This is a genomic window from Actinomadura sp. 6N118 (assembly GCF_044326415.1).
In the GTDB taxonomy this organism is placed as follows: domain Bacteria; phylum Actinomycetota; class Actinomycetes; order Streptosporangiales; family Streptosporangiaceae; genus Spirillospora.
In genome coordinates this window covers 312,568-330,925 of the sequence record NZ_JBIRAZ010000010.1, presented here as the reverse complement: position 1 = coordinate 330,925, position 18,358 = coordinate 312,568, and the positions used below count along the sequence as shown (strand labels likewise).

Genomic DNA, 18,358 nt, shown 5'->3' with positions numbered 1-18,358 from the left:
CCGCATTCATGCCCTTGGACACCTGGCCTGAGGGGCGTACGTTCGCAACAAAGGGCACCCTCACGCAACAAAGGGCACCCTCAGCCGCGGAGGTGCAGGATGCGGGATCACCGCGTGAGATCGGGCGAAGTCGAGCTGGCCGTACGCGAACGGGGCGAGGAGCAAGGACCTGCCGTGGTCCTGATCCACGGTTATCCCGACACCAGCGCGATGTGGGACGAGGTGGCCGAACGGCTCGCGACCCGGTTCCGCGTGATCGCCTACGACGTCCGCGGGGCCGGTGCCTCCACCACTCCCGAGAACCCGCTCGACTACAGCCTGGACACGCTCATGGGCGATCTTGCGGCCGTGCTCGAAGGGGTCGGTGTGGAAGGGCCGGTGCATCTGGTCGGCCACGACTGGGGCTCGATCCAGGGCTGGGAGGCGGTGACCGGTGATCGCCTCGCCGGCCGGATCGCCTCGTTCACCTCGATCTCGGGCCCGGCGCGGCAGCATGTCGGGCGGTGGGCGCGGGACACGGCGCGGACGGGCCCGCGCGGCGTCCTGGAGGTCCTGGGACAGGCACGGCGCAGCGTGTACATGCCGCTGCTGATGGCCCCGCGGGCAGGTGAACTGCTCGCGCGGGCCATCCCGCTCGTGTTCGAACGCGGGATGCGCGCGATGGAGGGCGCCGAACCACGACCTGGCCACCCGGCACCCACGCTGCATCGCGACGCTCTCAACGGGCTGGGCCTATACCGGGCCAACATGGGACGGCAGAACCCACCCGAAGGCGAGGCGCGCACGGATCTTCCGGTCCAGCTGATCGTGCCGACGAAGGACCGGTACGCCGTCCAGAGCCTGCTGTTGTCGGCGCGCGGCAGGGCCAGCCGGTTGTACGTGCGGCGCGTGCCGGCCGGGCACTGGGTGGCGCGCAGCCATCCGGACGTGGTGGCCCGGTGGATCACCGAGTTCGTCGACCACGTCGAGGGCGGGCCGGAGACCCAGGATCTCCTGCGAGCTCGGGCGGCGGGCGAGCCGGGCAAGGACTTCGGCGGCCAGCTCGTCGTGGTCACCGGCGCGGGCAGCGGGATCGGCCGTGCCACGGCGGTGGCCTTCGCGGGTGCGGGGGCCAGGGTCGTGGCGGCCGACATCGATGAGGGCGCGGCCAAGCACACGGCGGATGAGATCGCTGCGAAGGGCGGTGAGGCCCACGTCTACCGGGTGGACGTGGCCGACGCCGACGGGATGGAGCGGTTCGCCGACTACGTGCGCGCCACGTTCGGCGTGCCGGACGTGGTCGTCAACAACGCGGGCATCGGGATCAGCGGAGCGCTGCTGGACACCGACGAGGAGGCGTGGAACCGCATCCGCTCGGTCAACCTGGACGGCGTGTACCGGGGCTGCCGGTTGTTCGGACGGCAGATGGCCGAGCGCGGCGAAGGCGGTCACCTGGTCAACATGGCGTCGATGGCGGCGTTTGCGCCCAGCTCCGCCCTGCCCGCCTACGCGACCACCAAGGCGGCCGTGCTCCAGCTGAGCGAGTGCCTCCGGGTGGAGCTTGAGCCGGACGGGATCGGCGTGACCGCGGTCTGCCCCGGCCTCATCAACACCCCGATCACCCGCCATGTGCAGTTCGTCGGCATGGACCCCGCGGTCGCCGAGCAGCTGCGCGAGCAGGCGGTACAGATGTTCGAACGCCGCGGCTACCCGCCGGAACGGGTCGCCGAGGCCATCATGCGGGCCGTTCAGCACAACCGTGCCGTGGTCCCTGTGGCGGCCGAAGCGCAGGCCAGCCGGGTGCTCTACCGCTTCTCACCAGGCGCCGGACGCGCCATGGCGCGCCTCGGACGCCGCGTGGGCGAACGGACCCAGCAGCGCCTCGAACGACAGCAGCCGGAAGACGGGACCGGCCAGGAGATCAAAGGCGTATGACCGAGCCCCCCGCCGGGCCCGGCGCGTATTCGTGTGGACCTTGGATGTTCGTGTGGACCTTGGATGCCTGTTGCGGACCTTGGAACTGATCGCGGGACAGGACCGTTGAACGGCTTGAAGGCACGCAAGGTGCTCGTCACCGGCGCCGAGGTTCTATCGGGAGCATCCTCGTCGACCGGCCGGCGGTCCCGGCGCGGACATCCAGGCCCGCGTCCATGACGGTGTCGATGGCCGCGAGGTGATCTTCCCTCGCGGCCTTGATCCGAGTCCCCTGAGCCATGACGCCGTCTGCGTGCAGACGAGCCGACCGATGTCCAGCACGTGGCGGACGCCTGCCCACGGGCCCGGGTGAGCCTCTACGAGGGTCTGGCGCGTACCTCGGAGTGGGACAACCTGGACCAATTGGTTTCCGGAGGTAGGACACAATGAGCAGGCACCGGGCTCCGCGGGGCCCGTCCAACCGTATGCGCTGGTCGATGGGCATCGCGGCCGTGTTGCTGGGCCTGATGACGGTCGGCGCGTACGCCGCGTACACCGGGCTGGACGGCAACATCCGGCATGTGAGCGCCGACGATCTGGGCGACCGGCCGCCCAAGCGCACCAAGGCCGAGAACATCCTCGTCGTCGGCTCGGACAGCCGCGCGGGGGCCAACTCGCAGTACGGGAGGGAGGACGGCGCCCGCACCGACACCATGATCCTTTTCCATGTGCCGGCGAGCGGCCAGAATGTGCGGGCGATCAGCCTGCCGCGGGACTCGGTGGTGCGGATCCCGTCATGCCAGACCGCGAACGGCACGACCCTCAGGGCGCAGACCGGGATGATCAACACGGCGTTCAACAATGCCGGGCTGACCTGTGCGTGGAAGACCGTCGAGGCCACCACCGGGGTACGCGTCGATCACGTCATGGAGATCGACTTCAGCGGGTTCAAGAGCATGGTCGACGCCCTCGGCGGGGTGGACCTCACTGTCCCGAGGGCCATCAACGACCCCAAGGCCAAGCTCAGGCTGGCCGCGGGCAGGCAGCACCTGGACGGCGAGCAGGCCCTCGCCTACGCCCGCGCCCGCTACACCGTGGGCGACGGGTCCGACCTCTCCCGGATCAAGCGTCAGCAGCAGCTCATGGGCGCCATGGCCACGAAGGCGAAGGCGGAGCTGGCCAACCCGGCCAGGCTCTACTCGTTCCTGCGGGCCGCGACCAAGTCGATCACCACCGACCCGGATCTGGGCCTGCGCTCGATGTACGACCTGGCACGCAGCACCGGCGACCCCGCCACGATGAAGTTCGTCACCGTGCCGGTCGAGCCGTACCCCGGTGACCCGAACCGCGTCCAGTGGTCTCAGCCCGCCGCGCAGCGGCTCTTCGCAAGCCTGCAGTGAGCGGGATTCTTCGCGAGCGTGGAGTGACCATGACTTGAGGCGCGGCGAACCGGGCCACCGGCCCCCGCCCGATGGCCCGGCACGTCGTGCCTCAAGTCCGGAGTGAACGGATCAGATCCCGGTACCAGGCGTACGAGCGCTTCGGTGTGCGCTTGAGGGTCTCGTAGTCGACATGAACGAGGCCGAAGCGCGGGCCGTAGCCCTCGGCCCACTCGAAGTTGTCCATGAGCGACCAGGTGTAATAGCCGCGAACGTCCACGCCGTCGTCGACGGCGTCGCCCACCGCCTTGATGTGGGCGTCCAGGAACTCGATCCGGGCGGTGTCGTCCACGGTGCCGTCGGGCGCGATCTCATCGGGGAACGAGCAGCCGTTCTCGGTGATGTAGATCGGCGGCAACACGTCCCCGTACCCCTCCCGGAGGCCTCGGAGCAGGTCGCCGAGCGTGGCGGGCACGATCGGCCAGCCCATGCCGGTGGCCGGATAGCCCTCGATCTCGGTCATCTCGAACGGCAGCGGGCCGTCCTGCGGCGGGGCGGCCAGGCGGGTCGGCTGGTAGTAGTTCACGCCGAGGAAGTCGATCGGCACCGAGATGACCCGCAGGTCCTCGTCCTTGACGACGCCCGCCAGGTCCGGGGCGACGAGATCGGGATACGTCCCGCGCAGGACGGGATCGGTGAAGAGCCCGTTCATGAGGGCATCGAACGCGGCGGCGGCGGCCTGGTCGGCGGCGTTCGCCGGATCGGCGGGCCAGGCGGGCGAGTAGTGGTTGGTGATCCCGACTTGGCGCACGCCGCGGCCGCGCAGCGCGTTGACCGCGAGCCCGTGGCCCAGCAGCTGGTGGTGCGCGGTGGGGAGCGCGTCCAGCATCAACGCCTGGCCCGGCGCGTACACGCCGAAGGCATAGCCGTAGGCCATGACCACGACCGGCTCGTTCAGCGTGATCCACTTGTCGACGCGGTCGCCGAGCCGTTCGGCCACGATGTAGGCGTACTCGGCGAACCGGTAGGCCGTGTCACGGCTCATCCAGCCACCGGCGTCCTCCAGCGGCTGCGGCAGGTCCCAGTGGTAGAGCGTGGCGGCAGGGGAGATGCCCCGTTCCAGCAGGCCGTCGACCAGGCGCTCGTAGAAGTCCAGGCCCTTGGTGTTCACGGCGCCGCTGCCAGCCGGCTGGACGCGCGGCCAGGCGACGGAGAAGCGGTAGGAGTCGATGCCGAGACCGGCCATCAGCTCCAGGTCCTCGGGCCAGCGGTGGTAGTGGTCGCAGGCGACGTCGCCGTTGTGGCCGTCCTTCACCCGGCCGGGGGTGTGTGCGAAGGTGTCCCAGGTCGAGGGTCCGCGGCCGTCCTCATCGACGGCCCCTTCGATTTGGTACGCGGCGGTCGCGACGCCCCACTGGAAGCCCGCTGGAAAGCCCATCTGATCTCTCTCCCCACCCGAACGCGAATGACCCCTTGAACGCGAATAACTCTCGCATTTTAGGGGTTGTCCAGGGAAGTTAGGTAGCCGTCAAGCGCAGCTTGTCCGTTGAAAGGGTGGCTGGGTGGGGGCTGTGGGATGGCATCGCGGTGTACCTACGCAAGGTGCCGGTCCCGTAGCCCGCCGCCACGCGCGACAATGGGACGGTGACGGATATCCGGACCCCACTGCGCCGCCGCCCCGCCCAGCGTCGCAGCGCCGAACGAGTCCAGCGCATGCTCGACGCCTGCGCGGAGATCCTCGATGAGGACGGCTACGACGGGCTCACCACGACGCGGATCGCGCAGCGCGCGGAGGTCGCGATCGGGTCGGTCTACCAGTTCTTCCCGGACAAGCGGGCGGTCGCCCAGGCGCTGGCGCTGCGCAATCTGGAGCTCTTCGGGCAGCGGGTCTCCAGGCAACTGGCGGAGGGGGCCTTCTCGAACTGGTCCGACACCGTCGGCGTGATCATCGACATCTACGTGGACATGCATCGCAAGGTGCCCGGTTTCCGGGTGCTGCGCTTCGGCGATGTGGCCGACATCAACCTGCTCGACTCCGCCGCCGACAACAACGCCGTGGTGGCCGACCGGCTCCGCAAGATGATCGTGGAGAACTTCGCGGTCACCGACACCCCCCAGCTGGCCCTCGCCCTGGCCATCTCCGTCGAGACCGCCGACGCCGTCTTCAAGATGGCCTTCCGCCGCAACCCCGACGGCGACCCCGAGATCCTCGCCGAGGCGGAGCGCCTGATCCACGGATATCTGGCGGGTTACATAGAGGAGACCTGATCGGATAGATGTGGCACACTCGCCACACTCCTCCCGACGCACAATAGAACAGGACGCCTCCCATGGATCTCGAGAAGCTCCAGATGCAGAGCCGCTTCCTGGTACGCCAGCGTGTGCGGATGATGGTCAACCAGTATGAGGTCCGCGCCGAAGCGCCGGACGGCTCCGAGGGCGAGATGGTCGCGTTCGCCCAGCAGAAGCGGCTGGCCTTCAAGGAGCAGGTGACCCTGTACTCCGACGACTCCAAGTCGCGGCCGATCCTCGGCTTCAAGGCCCGCAGCGTCATCGACGTGGGCGCGACCTACGACGTCACCGACCCCGGCGGGCAGCCGATCGGCAACTTCCGCAAGGACTTCGCGAAGTCACTCCTGAAGTCGACCTGGCATCTGGAGCAGCCCGGCCTTGGCGTGGCCACGGGGAGCGAGCGCAACAAGAACGTGGCGATCCTCCGGCGGGTCTGGGAGTTCATCCCGTTCGCGAACAACATTCCCTTCGCCTGGCCGTACCACTTCGACTTCTACGCGGGTGAGCAGCTGGTCTTCTCCGTGGAGAAGAAGTTCGGCCTGCGCGACCGCTATGTGGTGGACATCAAGGACCCCAACCTCGACCGCCGCCTGGTCCTGGCCCAGGCCGTGGCCCTGGACGCCCTCCAGTCCCGGTAGGCCCAACCCCCTCGCCTCAGAGGGCCGAGAAGGTGTCGAGGATCAGTTTGGTGGCGTCGATCTGGTCTGTGGTCTTGCCGATCCCGATCGGGAGGGCGCCCGGCCAGGTGTGCCCTCCGCCGGTGATCGTGTAGAGGTCCAGGCGGGTGCCGTTCTGGCAGCCGGTGTGGCTCACCCGCTTGATCTCGTTCGCCGGTGTGTCGCGGGTGGTGCCGGTGCAGCCGAACGTCCGGGCCCATTGGCCGGCGAGGGCCGTCACGGGCGGCAGGGCGAAGACGCCGTCGATGGGGTTCATCCAGGCGGGGATCTGCGTGCGGTCACCGCCGAACGGGCTGCCGCCGCGGTACGGGATGACCAGGTCGGCCGTCCCGTGGAAGGCCACGATCGTGGTGGGGCGGGCCTGCGGGCACGGGCGGGCGAGGTTGAGCCCGGCCACGGGGGCCACGCCCGCCAGCCTTCCGTTCAGGCCGCAGACCAGCGCGGCCGAAAGCCCGGCGCCGTTGGAGAAGCCGGTCGCGAACTCCCGCCGCTTGTCGACGCACAACGTTCGTTCGAGATGGTCGAGCAACGATCCGACGTAGGCGATGTCCGCCGAGCCGTTCGCCATCCCGGGCAGCTTCCAGCCCGTCCTGCCGTCGGCCCCCTCCGGCTGGACGACCGCGAACCCGCGCGCCGACCCGACCATCGCCATCCGGCTGTAGACGGCCTGCTCGAAGCCCGTCGAGCGCAACCCGTGCAGATCGACGACCAGCGGCACCGGCGTCCGCACGTCCGACTTGGGCAGCGTCAGCAGGTAGGACCGGCCGCCGTGCGTGTGCCGTCCCGTGGTGGCCTGGCGGCCGCATCCCGCGCTCGGCACAGCACTCGAACGCGCAGCCGGAACGTGGGTGCGCGGCTGGGCGGAGGACGAGGATTGGGCGGGGGACGAGGATTGGGCGGGGGACGAGGGCTCGGTGGAATCCGAGCATCCGGTCAGGAGAGCGCCCCCGAGCACGAGCAGGGCGAGAATCGACCGTCGCATCGCTCGATGCTATGCGGCCGGTCGGAGCGAACCCCTGGGACTTTCGGGTCTGGTGGGCGGTCGCTTTACATGTTACGAAGGTATGTAAAGCGGTGGGTTCGATCAAAGAGGAGGCCCACGGCGCGCCCCGCAGGAGGTTCACACGTGAGTTCCTACGACCGCTACGTCACCCCGGTGCCGCAGGAGACCTGGAATGTGCCGATGGCGGGGGACGCCCGCTTCACCTGGGAGTACGACGACGGCCGCGACCGGCTGCTGAGCCTGTACCAGAAGGGCAAGGACAAGCAGTGGGACGCGCAGAAGCGCATCGACTGGGACATCGAGGTGGATCCCGACAACGTCGCCGGGCTGCCAGAGCACTTCAACCCGCTCTTCGGGTCGGAGATCTGGGACCGGATGACGCAGAAGGAACGCGACGAATTCGGGCGTCATCAGGGCGCGTGGCTGTTCAGCCAGTTCCTGCACGGTGAGCAGGGTGCCCTGAACGTCTCCGCACGGATCGTCCAGTCGGTGCCGGATCTGGACTCCAAGTTCTACGCCGCCACCCAGACCATGGACGAGGCGCGGCACGTCGAGCTGTACTCGAAGTTCGTGCACGAGAAGATCGGCATGTACTACCCGATCAACCAGGACCTCGCGAAGCTCCTCGCGGAGTCGCTGGAGGACTCTCGCTGGGATCTGCCCTACCTCGGCATGCAGGTCCTCATCGAGGGCCTGGCCCTCGCGGCGTTCGGGCTCTACCGGGACCTGTCGACCAACCCCCTGGTCAAGCAGCTGCTCGCGTACGTCATGCAGGACGAGGCGCGGCACGTCGCGTTCGGCCGGCTGGCGCTCAAGGACTACTACGCCGAGCTCACCGAGAAGGAGCGTGCGGAACGCGAGGAGTTCGTCGTCGAGGGCTGCTATCTGATGCGCGACCGCTTCAAGGGCCGCGAGATCTTCGAGCAGCTCGACATGCCCGTCGACAAGTGCATGGAATACGTCGACAACTCCGAAATGCAGACGCTCTACCAGTCTCTGCTCTTCAGCCGGATCGTTCCGTGCGTGAAGGATGTCGGGCTCTGGGGTGACAAGGTGCAGGCGGCCTACGCGGACATGGGCGTGCTCGATAACGCCAAGGCCGACCTGGAGGCGCTGATGCGCCAGGACGAGGAGATCGCCGAGCAGGTCGACGAGGAGCGGCACGCGCAGGAGCTCGCCGCTCGCAAGCAGGAGGTCGACGAGGCGATCGTCATGGGCGGCACTCCGGCATAGCAGCATCAGGTAAAAAGCGAGGGCGTCCCGGAGTCCATTCGGGGCGCCCTCGCTTTGTCTCTACGCAATTGCGGTGCCAGTGCCGATCAAAGTGGTCGTCATGGGTGGGGGTGAATGTCGGACTATGTCTGTGCATTTGAATGGCTCCGATCCATTTCCGTAGATCTTTTAACGCCTACTTCAATTCATTCGGGAATTCGCTGTGCGGCCACTGTGCGTGTACTAACGTCCCCGCTCGACGGTGCGGCGGAATGCCGGGACCAATGAGGATCACCGGGTTCCGTCGCGCACGCACGTGCAGGGTCAAACGTCGAACCCCCGGGGGGGAAAATGAATCGAACTGCCAGAAGTCTGGTGAGGGCCTCCGTCCTCGCTCCAGTGGCTGTGGTGGTGGGTGTCGGGTCCGTTCCGGCGCACGCGAACGAGAGCCCGGTCGCGGGTCTGCTCAAGGGTGCCGTCACGAAGGTGACGCCGCCGGAGGCGGCACCCATCCTCGACCCGGTGACCGGGCTCGGCTCCGTCCGCCTGGACAGCGCGCCCGGGGCCAACCGGGTCAAGGAACGGGGCTCCGTGAACGCCCGGCGCGCCCAGGGCGGCTCGCAGAGCGTGGTCGCCGGGCTCGGCAACGAGACCCTCAAGACCGCAAGCGGCGACATGGCCCTGGGAGGCGCCGCCGCCGAGTGCACCCAGGCCGCCAATGGCCCGGTCCACGGCGCCACCGGCGTCGTGAAGCAGGGCCCTGCGGGCTCGCTCCGGACGGCAGCCGGCTCTCTGGTGTCCAAGGTCCCCGCCGCGCCGCCGGCGGCCTTCCGTGTCGCGTCCACCGATCCCGGCACGGTCGTCGCGCTGAACAAGCAGGTCCGGGACCCGCTGGGCGGCATGACGAGCTTCGGGGTGAACGTGGACAGAGCCCCCGGGGCCGGCGGCCTCCGCCCTGGCTCCAGCGGCGGCGACTGCCTGCAGGCGAAGGACATCGCCACCCAGGTCACCGAGGTCGCCAAGGTCACCAAGGTCGCCAAGGACCTGGACGTCGATGGCATCACCCATGGTGTGCCGCTCGACACGGTCACCGGCGACCGGCCGCTCGGCAGCATCTCCAATGACCTGCCCATCGGTAGCGTGACGAGCGGCCTGCCGATCGCTCAGCGGCAGCGAGCGCACGATGGGAAGATCGACACGGTCACGAGGCTGCTCGGCGCCGTCACGAACACCACGAGTGCCTTGCCGCAGCGAGCCCCGGTCATCGCGGGTCTCGGCAACCTGCTGCGCCAGCCGGTCGAGACGAGCACCAAGACGGGCAAGACCAGCGGCTCGCAGACCGGCGCCTCGCAGACCGGCGGCTTGCTGACCGGCGGCTCGAAGAGCGGCGCGCCCGGTCAGGCTCCCGGTCGCGCGGCCGGCAGCCAGGACCGGGTGGCCGGGGCCACCGATGAGCCGCCGGCGCCCGCACCTGTGCCCGCGCCCAACCAGGGCCCTCTGGCTGGCCTGTTCGGGGGCCTGCCGGGTCTGGACCGCATCCTGCCGACCAGCGAGCTGCCGGACGGTCCCGCGCAGCCGACGAAGTTCTCCAAGAACGAGCCCCAGGGGCCGGTCAACACAGGGGACGGACCGGTCGAGCCGGAGACCGACTGACCGCCCGTCCGGCGCGCGAACGGGGCGTCCGAGGTGCTCGCCGGCACTTCGGGACGCCCCGTTCGCGTTGGCAGGGAATGTTCGCCGGATTGCCGTTATCGCGCCGAGATCGGCGTTTCATCGCCAGGTAAAGGCGATCTTGAATTTTCTCTACCCAGAGTGTTTGATCCACTTCATAGGGCCAAATTAGGGGTGATAAACCCCACAAAAGGGCCAAGATTTGTCAAAGGATCGAAATCCTCGACATACGGTCTGGGACTTGTGTGCGGGCCCTGAGACGAGAGCTATGAGACCAGCGGGGGCCGCACCTGCCGGACGCCAGTACCGCGATGACGCGGAGCGCCTCTAGAGCGCACAGCGGCGGGAGCTCACGGGGTCGTTTCCCCCGGCGGGCCGTGCCGCGGGCGGCGATGAATTCGGGCCGGCCGACAGCATCCGTCGGCCAAGGCGCCTGAACGGCCGCGAGCAACGGCGGTGAGTTGACACGCCGGGCGTCCGGGGTCCTGTCCCCGACCAAAGGACTCCTCTGTGGGTAGCCGTGGAAAACATCGCCCCAAGACCCGTTTTCGTACCCTCCTGATCGCCTTCGGCGTCGCCGTGGCGGTCCTCGCAACAGGAAGCTGGGCCGCTCTGGCCAGTACCAGCGGCGGAACACCAAGATCCACCCAGGCCGCCCCGGCGACACCCCCCTCGTTCGCCCCACAGGCGGACCCGCCGCGGGAGACCCCCGGCCGCACCAGCCGAGGCGGCGCCCGGGAGGCGGCCCCCACGCCGAAGCCCAAGGCCGTCAAGCCGTCGGCGAAGCCCAAGGCCAGGAAGTCGCCGTTCAAGGTGATCGGGTCGGGCTCCTGTGAGGCCTCGTACTACTGGGAGAGCCAGCCGACGGCCAGCGGTGAGCGGTTTGACCCCAGCGAGCTCACCGCTGCGCACAAGACCCTGCCGATGGATTCGAAGGTCCGCGTGACCAACAAGAACAACGGCAAGGCGGTGGTCGTCCGCATCAACGACCGCGGGCCGTACGTGGGCGGCCGTTGCCTCGACCTCTCCAAGGCCGCGATGGCCGAGGTCGGCGGCACCGGATCGGGCGTCATCCCGGTCCGCTACCAGGTCCTCGCCCGCCGCTGAGGATTGCTCTCCGCTGACCAGCTGTCGCGTCAGTTTGCCGCGTCAGTTTGCCGCGCCCGGTGAGACTGCCGCGCTCGGTGAGATCTGCCGTGGCCGGTGACGCCTGTCGTCGCCGGCCGAGTCTGGGTGCCGTATCAGGCGCGGCGGCCGATACCGCTGGCGGCCTCCAGCTTGGAGCCTTCGAGGTGGAGGGGCACCGGTCCCTGTGCGGGCCGGTGCCCGGCTGGTTCGTGGGACGGGCGAGCAGCTTCGTGGGGCGGGTGAGCGACCGTCTGGGCGGGCGGCTGCCGGCCCACCGTGGCGAGCCGTTCGCGGAACCAGTCGGAGAGCGCGCCGTCCACCCGTACCGCCTCGGTGGTGGGCGGCAGCGGATCGGTGCCGGGCTCGGCCGTCAGTTGATGGCCCATCCGGAACGTCGCCGACTCGGCCGCCTCGGCGCCGTGCTGCCTCAGCAGGTCGCGCAGCGCGGTGATCTCACCGGGCGGGACCAGGCGGTCCTTGGCGCCGCCGATGAGCAGCAGCGGGGCACCGTGGCCGGCGATGTCCCCGGCGAGGGTGCCGAGGTCGAGCCTGTCGGCAACGTCGCGGACGCGGCTGGACCAGGCTCGTTCGCGACCGGCCCGCTTTTCGAGGAACCGTACGGCGCGGGCCGGGGCGATCATGGGCATGACGACCGCCGCGGTGCTGACGGGCACGAGGCCCCTAGCCAGTGTCAGTAGCGCCGCGGCACCACCGACTGAGAATCCCGCCAGTCCGATCGGGCCGTCGGCGACCCCGAGGTCGCGCCGGAGCCCCGCCAGCACGGCCGGGAGTCGTGTGGCCGCCTGCTCGACGATCGCGGCGTACCGCTCGATGCCCGCGTCTTCCAACAGGTCGCCCGAGGAGAGCGCGTGAGGCGGATCGCCGTTCGCGGTCGGCAGGTCCAGGTAGATGCGCCAGGTCGGCACGCCGGTCAGCGGCACGGCTGCGGCGAACGCCGCGGAGGTGCGGGGTGGATCGAAGCCGGGCCAGGCGATGAGGAGCCGGGTGGGGCCCGCCGGCCGGGCGTCGACGGCCGTCGGAGGCAATGCGAGATACGCGGTGCCGGCCGTGGTACCGGAGATGATTCGGCTGGTGTCGGGATGGTTTGGATGCTCGCCGGTCATGCCTGTGTCAGCTCCCCGTGCTCGACGCTGGGGAGACCACGCCAGTCAGGAGCGGCGCTCTCCTGCACGTTCTCGGGTCTCGAAAGCCATGTTTCCAGCAGGCGCCGGGAAACGCGCCCAAATCACCGCCTTTGGTATGGGTACGTGAGGGAATCCTTACCACTGGTAACCAAGCGTCAGACCGTACGCCCGGGGAAGAGCGTCTCGCGGCGGATGATCTTGCCGTCCTGGAAGTGGTGCCAGTCGGTGAAGCGCAGCCGCACTTCCTGCCCGTCACGGAGGCGCCCCTCGAACCTGCCGCGGACGGCCACGCAGGTGTCGCCGGGCAGCACCTGGTCGAGCTGGTGGACGCCGGCCTCGATGACGCGGCCGGACTCGTAGAAGGTCCGCAAGGCGGGAAGGCCGACGATGGTGGGGGTGCCCTGCCGCTCGTACTGGATGTCGTCGTGGAAGAGCGCCAGGAGTGCCTCCAGTTGCCCGCAGTCCACATGCTCGTAGTAGCTCCGGACGATGGCCTCAAGGCTGCGTGGCTGCATCTCAGCTCCAAGGGGATTACCCGGGCAAAAGGGATGCGCACGCTACTCGCGATCATCGTCGTGCCGCCGCTGCCTGACCGCCTCCGGTCAGGGCGAAGGGTGATCCGGATCATGCTTGACCAAGGGAACAACCCGGGCGTATCGCGCGTCGTAGTTAGTCGTGGGCGCCGCGGGGGCGCGCCCTTGTTCGTGTGATGTAGGAGTGCCTGTGAACAAGAAGCGCGGTGCGGCAGCGGCCGGACAGGCCTGGCAGATTTACAGCGAGACGCTCCAGCCCGAAGCCCCGGGCCTGTTCCAGCGCATCCGTGCGGTGCCGCGAATGATCAAGTCGGTGCTGGGCGGCGACTACAAGGGCATGTCGTACGGGACGCTCGGCCTGCTGGCACTGGGCCTGATCTACATCATCTCGCCGATCGACGCGATCCCCGAGGTCCTGCCGGTCGTCGGTATCGCCGACGACACCGGCGTGGCCCTGTGGCTGGCCGCGCTCCTGATCAAGTCCGCGGGCGACTTCGTCACCTGGGAGCGCGGTGGCCGCCCCAACGTCGTCGTAGGCGAAGTCATCGACTAACCGCCAGGCCACGAGAGCGATTGCGCATGCGGGGCGGTGACCGGAGGATCCGGCGCCGCCCCGTTCACGTGCGGCCGGACTGTCAGGGCCAGGCCGGCGTAGCCGTTGTTGTCAGGGCCAGGCCGGCATAGCCGTTGTTGTCAGGAGGCGGCGGGTTTCAGGTCGGCGGTGAAGCGGGCGGCTGCGTCCTGCATGACGGGGACGATCTCGGTGACGGTTTCGGCGGTCATGCGGGCGGACGGGCCGGAGACCGAGATGGCGGTCAGGGTAGGGGCGCCGGGCAGGGCGACGGCGACGCAGCGGACGCCGATCTCCTGCTCCTCGTCGTCGAGCGCGTAACCCTGGGCTCGGATGCGGGCCAGCTCGTCGACCAGGGCGTCCGGGTCGGTGAAGGTGTGGGAGGTCTGCGCGGCCATGCCCGTACGGGCGAGGATGTCGCGGACCTTCGGCTCGGGGAGCTGGGCCAGGAGGGCCTTGCCGACACCGGTGCAGTGCGGCTGGACCCGCCGCCCCACTTCGGTGAACATCCGCATGGAGTGGCGGGACGGCACCTGCGCGACGTACACCGCCTCATCGCCTTCAAGCACGGCCATATTGGCGGTCTCACCAATGGCGTCCACGAGCTGGGCCAGCGTCGGGCGGGCCCATACACCCAGGAGGCGGCTCGCTCCCTCGCCGAGGCGGATCAGTCGCGGCCCGAGGGCGTAGCGCTTGGACGGCTCCTGCCGTATGTATCCGTGGTTTACCAGCGTGCGCATCAGACGGTAGATCGTCGGCATCGGCAGGCCCGAGGCCTCCGTCAATTCGGAAAGGGCCATCTCGCCTCCGGCGTCTGCCAGGTGCTCCAGCAGCTCAAAGGCACGTTCCAGCGACCGTACGGCCTCCGCCACTGGGGGTCTCCTCTCTCCGCGAGCCCTTGATTGTACGGAGAAATGATTTCGCTTAGCGAAAGCAGGGTGGTCACAAAGCCTGGATGATTGACGTTAACGCTGGTGCTGACGTGGCAATACTCTCTAGGTCCGGTGCCGAACGGCGTCGTCCCCCCGACGAAGAGCGTGACAAAGGGGGAACGGGTGCCTGCGAGGGACCGAGCCGTGTGGAGGCTCCGGCGATGGGGTGCGGTCGCCATCTGCGGCGCGCTCACCCTACCGCCAGTCATCCTTCTTTCTTCGTCCTCCCGGGCCTCTGACGTGCGGATGACGACCGTACTGACGCCCGCCGGCCCGGCAACCGGCACCGATCTGCTCCGCATGTACGACGTGGAGGTGCGGACGAGTGGGGGAGTCGCCCACAGGGCCACGTTGAAGCTCATCGCGCAGCGACCGCTGGTCTGGGAGGCGCACCCGGCGGAGTGCGTGGCCCGCCAAGCGGGGCACCGGCTGTGGTGCTCGCTCGGCGACGTCGACGGATTCCGGAAGCTTCAAGTTGGCGTGCGGACTTCGGTGGCGATGCGGACCATGCGGGCGCCTCGCATCGTGGCGGTCGCGTCCGCTGCCAATGTCACGCGAGAGTCAACGCTCGCCGTTCAACTGCCGACGGCACCAGAGGGTCCGGAACATCCCCCGGAGGGTCCGCAGCGTTCCCCGGAGGGTCCGCAGCGTTCTCCGGAGGGTCCGCAGCGTTCTCCGGAGGGTCCGCAGCGTTCTCCGGAGGGTCCGCAGCGTTCTCCGGAGGGTCCGCAGCGTTCTCCGGAGGGTCCGCAGCGTTCTCCGGAGGGTCCGGAGCCTTCCCCGGAGCGTCCCTCGGAGAGTCCGAGGGATCCCTCGGCCCCTCCGGGGCATCCCTCGGACACTCCGGATCCGTCCAGCGGGCCGAGCCAGAAGCCGACCAGCACCGACAGGCACAGCCCGTCCAGGGAGCCCGGCGAGACGGCAAGGCCAGTCCCCACGCGGACGCCTGGCGCGACGGAGAGGCCAGCCCCTACGCGGACCCCCGGCGCGACGGCGAGGCCAGCCCCTACGCGGACGCCCGGCGCGAATCCCAGTACGCCACGGAAAACTGCCGCGCCTAGCCCTAAGCCGTCTCGACGCCCCGCCACGAGCAAGCCTGAACCGCCTATCACTCCGCGGGTGCCCAGGGCGATGCCGCCCACTCCGCAGACCACTCCGCCGACGTCCAAGCCGAGGCCGTCCACCACGTCGAAGCCGTCCACCACGTTGAGGCCGCCTGCCGCGTCGATGTACCCGGCGCCACCGGTGCCCCGGCCTCCGGCGCAGCGGACTCCCGGCGTGAAGACGACACCTCAGCCGGGCGTGCCTACGCCTTCGGTCCTGCCGACCCCTTCGGTCCTGCCGCCTATCAACTCCCCGGTGCCCACGCAGGCGGTGCCGTCCCCGTCGGCTGCTCTGCCCACGATGGCTCCGCCGCCCACGCCGAGCACCCTCGCCAGGCCGGACGCCAATCAGATGACCTTGATCTCGCCGAGCGCGTCGGAGGAGGACGAGGGCGCTTCCTGGGCAGTCATCCTCGGGCTCGTGCTCGTTGGCGAGGTCGCGCTGCTGTGGGGGGTCGCGTGCCTAGGCGTCCTGCGTCGTCGCCTCGAGGCTCGGCGCCCCGGTTCCGCCCGCCGCCGCCCGTAGCGGGGCTGCTGCCTGTAACCGGCTGCTGCCTGTGATTGGCCACTGCCTGTAGCAAATCGTTGCTTTGAGCAAAAGGCGCGAATGCCGGTCTTACCGCGCCAAATCGGTGGTCACATCACTAGGCTGGCCGCGTCACGTCAAGCGGCTTTCGACGCTTGTCACCGCCGTGACAAAATCAGCCCACTCTTATGTGTTCGCGAGCTAAAGCACCTCATGCTTACCATCCGGTAGCTTCACGCTGCACGATCATTCCGTGTGCCGGGGGGCGCCGACCGTCGTCCGGCCATCGCGCTCACGTCCGCCGACCGCGCCCCACCCCCACGCCGGCGCCGCGAGGCCCCTTCCACCGGGAGATGGATCTATGGCATTGGGTTCTCTGCTTCCCGAACTCCAGCCCGGAGGCGCCGGCCGTACGCCGCTGATCGAGCGCGTCGCCCAGTGGGCAGCGGAGAAGCCGGAGGCGCCGGCCTTCACGTTCGTGGACTACTCCGTCAACCCGGCTGGGGCCAAGGTCACGCTGAGCTGGGCGGAGGCCCACCGGCGCGCGCGGGCGATGGCGGTTCGGTTGCGGCAGTCCGCCGAGCCGGGTGAACGGGCCGCGCTGCTGCTGCCGCAGACCCTCGAATACATGATGACGATGCTCGGCGCGCTCTACTCGCACGTCGTCGCGGTGCCGCTCTTCTCGCCGGACCTGCCCGGGCACGCGGACCGGCTGATCGGGGCCTACCGGGACTCCGAGCCGGCGGTCATCGTCACCTCGCGGAACGCTCTGCCGCACGTCGAGAAGTTCCTGGCCGACCAGGACGTGCCGAAGCCCAGGGAGATCATCTTCGCGGAGGAGGTCGACGAGGCGCTCGCCGACCGGTGGCAGAACGAGCCGATCGGCTTCGACGACCTCGCGTACCTCCAGTACACCTCGGGCTCCACCCGCCGTCCCGCCGGCGTTGAGATCACGCACGGCAACGTGACGGCGAACGCGGCGCAGCTGTGGGCCGGGTGGGCGCCGGAGAAGCCGAACCCCGAGCTGGTCAGCTGGCTGCCGCTCTTCCATGACATGGGCCTCATCGCGACGATGGCCATGCCGCTGGTGAACGGCGACCACGCGATCTACACCGACCCGGTGTCGTTCATCATGAACCCGGTGCGCTGGCTGGAGCTGATCGCCGAGCGCCCCAACAAGAACGTCTACACGGCCGGGCCGAACTTCGCCTACGAGTACGTCGCGTCCATGGCGACGCCGGAGAGGATCGCCAAGCTGGACCTCACCGGGCTGACGGCCTGCCTGAACGGTGCCGAGCCGATCCGGACCTCGACGTTGAGGACGTTCGCCGAGACCTTCGCGCCCGCCGGGCTGCGTCCGGGCGCACAGGTGCCGGGCTACGGGCTGGCGGAGGCCACCGTCTTCGTCACCGCCGCCGGAGACGACACGCCACCGAAGATGATCAAGGTGGACCGGGCGGCGCTGACCCAGGGCGAGCTGCGCCTGCGCGACGGTGACCCCGGTGCGGACGGCGGCGCTGAGGCAGACGGCGGCGCGGGTGCAGGCGGCGGTGCGGACGGCAGCGCTGAGGCGGATGGCGGTGCTGAGGGGATCAGCACGCTGGTCTCGTGCGGCCGCGCGGTCGGGCAGCTGGTGGCGATCGTCGACCCCGAGACGCGGATCGAGCGGCCCGACGGCAGGGTCGGCGAGATCTGGGTGCACGGCCCCAACACCGCCCCCGGTTACTGGCGCAACTCCGAGCGCAGCCAGGACACGTTCGGCGGCGAGCTGGCCGAGCCGGGCGAGCTGCCCGCCGGCCCGTGGATGAAGACCGGTGACTACGGCGTGATCCACGAGGGCGAGCTGTACGTCACCGGCCGCATCAAGGACCTGATCATCGTCGACGGGCGCAATCACTACCCGCAGGACATCGAGGTCACCACACAGGAGGCGCACCCGGCCGTCCGCCACGACCATGTCGCCGCGTTCGCCGTCCAGGGCGAGGAGACCGAGCTCCTCGTCGTGGTCGCCGAGCGCAACCGGCGGGTGCCGCTGGCCCGCCTCGACCTGGCCGAGGTCGAGAGCGCGGTGCGCGGTGCCATCAACGTCGAGCACGAGATGAGCGTGCACGAGTTCGTGATGGTCGAACCGGGCGCGGTCGCCCGTACCTCCAGCGGGAAGATCGCCCGGTCGGCGACCCGCCAGCGGTTCGAGGCCGGGGAACTGCCGACCACGGAGGCCCGGCTGGCAGGACGCAAATAGAGGTAAGCCACGCAAGCAGAGGTAAGCAAAGCCGGGCGCGGTCGGCGCCGG

Annotated in this window: 15 protein-coding genes; 10 read left to right on the top strand and 5 right to left on the bottom strand. The window is 69.3% G+C overall.

What is annotated here, in order from left to right; genetic code table 11:
• Window positions 1-114 precede the first annotated feature (114 nt).
• Both ACH34W_RS26880 and ACH34W_RS26875 read left to right on the top strand, forming a co-directional pair.
• Window positions 115-1,914: an SDR family oxidoreductase gene (locus ACH34W_RS26880; protein WP_395963862.1), complete on the top strand. Its 1,800-nt coding sequence runs from the start codon at window positions 115-117 to the stop codon at window positions 1,912-1,914.
• A 425-nt stretch (window positions 1,915-2,339) separates the two neighbouring features.
• Complete coding sequence (locus tag ACH34W_RS26875) at window positions 2,340-3,293, top strand: LCP family protein (RefSeq protein ID WP_395963861.1); 954 nt, start codon at window positions 2,340-2,342, stop codon at window positions 3,291-3,293.
• Between the two features lie 91 nt (window positions 3,294-3,384).
• Here ACH34W_RS26875 and ACH34W_RS26870 read toward each other — a convergent pair whose 3' ends face one another.
• Window positions 3,385-4,710 carry a GH1 family beta-glucosidase gene (locus ACH34W_RS26870; protein WP_395963860.1) on the bottom strand — a complete coding sequence of 442 codons (1,326 nt, stop codon included), beginning with the start codon at window positions 4,708-4,710 and terminating at the stop codon, window positions 3,385-3,387.
• A 206-nt stretch (window positions 4,711-4,916) separates the two neighbouring features.
• Between ACH34W_RS26870 and ACH34W_RS26865 the strand changes: the two genes are divergently transcribed.
• Entirely contained in the window at window positions 4,917-5,540 is a 624-nt protein-coding gene (locus tag ACH34W_RS26865; RefSeq protein WP_395963859.1) for a TetR family transcriptional regulator, read from the top strand.
• A 62-nt stretch (window positions 5,541-5,602) separates the two neighbouring features.
• Window positions 5,603-6,202 (top strand): hypothetical protein, encoded by a 600-nt coding sequence (locus tag ACH34W_RS26860; protein ID WP_395963858.1) that lies wholly within the window; start codon window positions 5,603-5,605, stop codon window positions 6,200-6,202.
• 16 nt (window positions 6,203-6,218) lie between these two features.
• Here ACH34W_RS26860 and ACH34W_RS26855 read toward each other — a convergent pair whose 3' ends face one another.
• Window positions 6,219-7,223 (bottom strand): alpha/beta hydrolase family esterase, encoded by a 1,005-nt coding sequence (locus ACH34W_RS26855; RefSeq protein ID WP_395963857.1) that lies wholly within the window; start codon window positions 7,221-7,223, stop codon window positions 6,219-6,221.
• A 144-nt stretch (window positions 7,224-7,367) separates the two neighbouring features.
• Here ACH34W_RS26855 and ACH34W_RS26850 point away from each other — a divergent pair, with 144 nt between their 5' ends.
• From ACH34W_RS26850 to ACH34W_RS26840, 3 genes are all read left to right on the top strand, one after another.
• Window positions 7,368-8,477: a ferritin-like domain-containing protein gene (locus ACH34W_RS26850; protein WP_395963856.1), complete on the top strand. Its 1,110-nt coding sequence runs from the start codon at window positions 7,368-7,370 to the stop codon at window positions 8,475-8,477.
• Between the two features lie 378 nt (window positions 8,478-8,855).
• Entirely contained in the window at window positions 8,856-10,109 is a 1,254-nt protein-coding gene (locus ACH34W_RS26845; RefSeq protein ID WP_395963855.1) for a hypothetical protein, read from the top strand.
• 528 nt (window positions 10,110-10,637) lie between these two features.
• Window positions 10,638-11,234 (top strand): septal ring lytic transglycosylase RlpA family protein, encoded by a 597-nt coding sequence (locus tag ACH34W_RS26840; protein WP_395963854.1) that lies wholly within the window; start codon window positions 10,638-10,640, stop codon window positions 11,232-11,234.
• Between the two features lie 134 nt (window positions 11,235-11,368).
• Here ACH34W_RS26840 and ACH34W_RS26835 read toward each other — a convergent pair whose 3' ends face one another.
• Entirely contained in the window at window positions 11,369-12,379 is a 1,011-nt protein-coding gene (locus tag ACH34W_RS26835; protein WP_395963853.1) for an alpha/beta hydrolase family protein, read from the bottom strand.
• Window positions 12,380-12,555: 176 nt separating this feature from the next.
• Window positions 12,556-12,915, bottom strand: a complete 360-nt coding sequence (locus ACH34W_RS26830; RefSeq protein ID WP_395963852.1) for a nuclear transport factor 2 family protein — start codon at window positions 12,913-12,915, stop codon at window positions 12,556-12,558.
• A gap of 208 nt (window positions 12,916-13,123) precedes the next feature.
• Between ACH34W_RS26830 and ACH34W_RS26825 the strand changes: the two genes are divergently transcribed.
• The gene (locus tag ACH34W_RS26825) at window positions 13,124-13,486 is read left to right on the top strand and encodes a YkvA family protein (protein WP_395963851.1); all 363 of its coding nucleotides are present in this window, start codon (window positions 13,124-13,126) and stop codon (window positions 13,484-13,486) included.
• A 140-nt stretch (window positions 13,487-13,626) separates the two neighbouring features.
• On the opposite strand, the gene ACH34W_RS26820 is transcribed toward ACH34W_RS26825, so the two are convergent.
• Window positions 13,627-14,376, bottom strand: coding sequence for an IclR family transcriptional regulator (locus ACH34W_RS26820; protein WP_395963850.1), 750 nt, complete (start codon window positions 14,374-14,376; stop codon window positions 13,627-13,629).
• A 1,419-nt stretch (window positions 14,377-15,795) separates the two neighbouring features.
• Between ACH34W_RS26820 and ACH34W_RS26815 the strand changes: the two genes are divergently transcribed.
• Together ACH34W_RS26815 and ACH34W_RS26810 are read left to right on the top strand one after the other, a co-directional pair.
• On the top strand, window positions 15,796-16,065 hold the full coding sequence (locus ACH34W_RS26815) for a hypothetical protein (RefSeq protein WP_395963849.1): 270 nt from the start codon (window positions 15,796-15,798) through the stop codon (window positions 16,063-16,065).
• Between the two features lie 361 nt (window positions 16,066-16,426).
• The gene (locus tag ACH34W_RS26810; protein WP_395963848.1) at window positions 16,427-18,307 is read left to right on the top strand and encodes a fatty acyl-AMP ligase; all 1,881 of its coding nucleotides are present in this window, start codon (window positions 16,427-16,429) and stop codon (window positions 18,305-18,307) included.
• Window positions 18,308-18,358: the final 51 nt, after the last annotated feature.

Coding starts and splice junctions, on each gene's coding strand:
- ACH34W_RS26835 (WP_395963853.1), bottom strand. CDS start 12,379: ATGACCGGCGAGCATCCAAACCATCCCGACACCAGCCGAATCATCTCC.
- ACH34W_RS26870 (WP_395963860.1), bottom strand. CDS start 4,710: ATGGGCTTTCCAGCGGGCTTCCAGTGGGGCGTCGCGACCGCCGCGTAC.
- ACH34W_RS26810 (WP_395963848.1), top strand. CDS start 16,427: ATGGCATTGGGTTCTCTGCTTCCCGAACTCCAGCCCGGAGGCGCCGGC.
- ACH34W_RS26830 (WP_395963852.1), bottom strand. CDS start 12,915: ATGCAGCCACGCAGCCTTGAGGCCATCGTCCGGAGCTACTACGAGCAT.
- ACH34W_RS26860 (WP_395963858.1), top strand. CDS start 5,603: ATGGATCTCGAGAAGCTCCAGATGCAGAGCCGCTTCCTGGTACGCCAG.
- ACH34W_RS26875 (WP_395963861.1), top strand. CDS start 2,340: ATGAGCAGGCACCGGGCTCCGCGGGGCCCGTCCAACCGTATGCGCTGG.
- ACH34W_RS26855 (WP_395963857.1), bottom strand. CDS start 7,223: ATGCGACGGTCGATTCTCGCCCTGCTCGTGCTCGGGGGCGCTCTCCTG.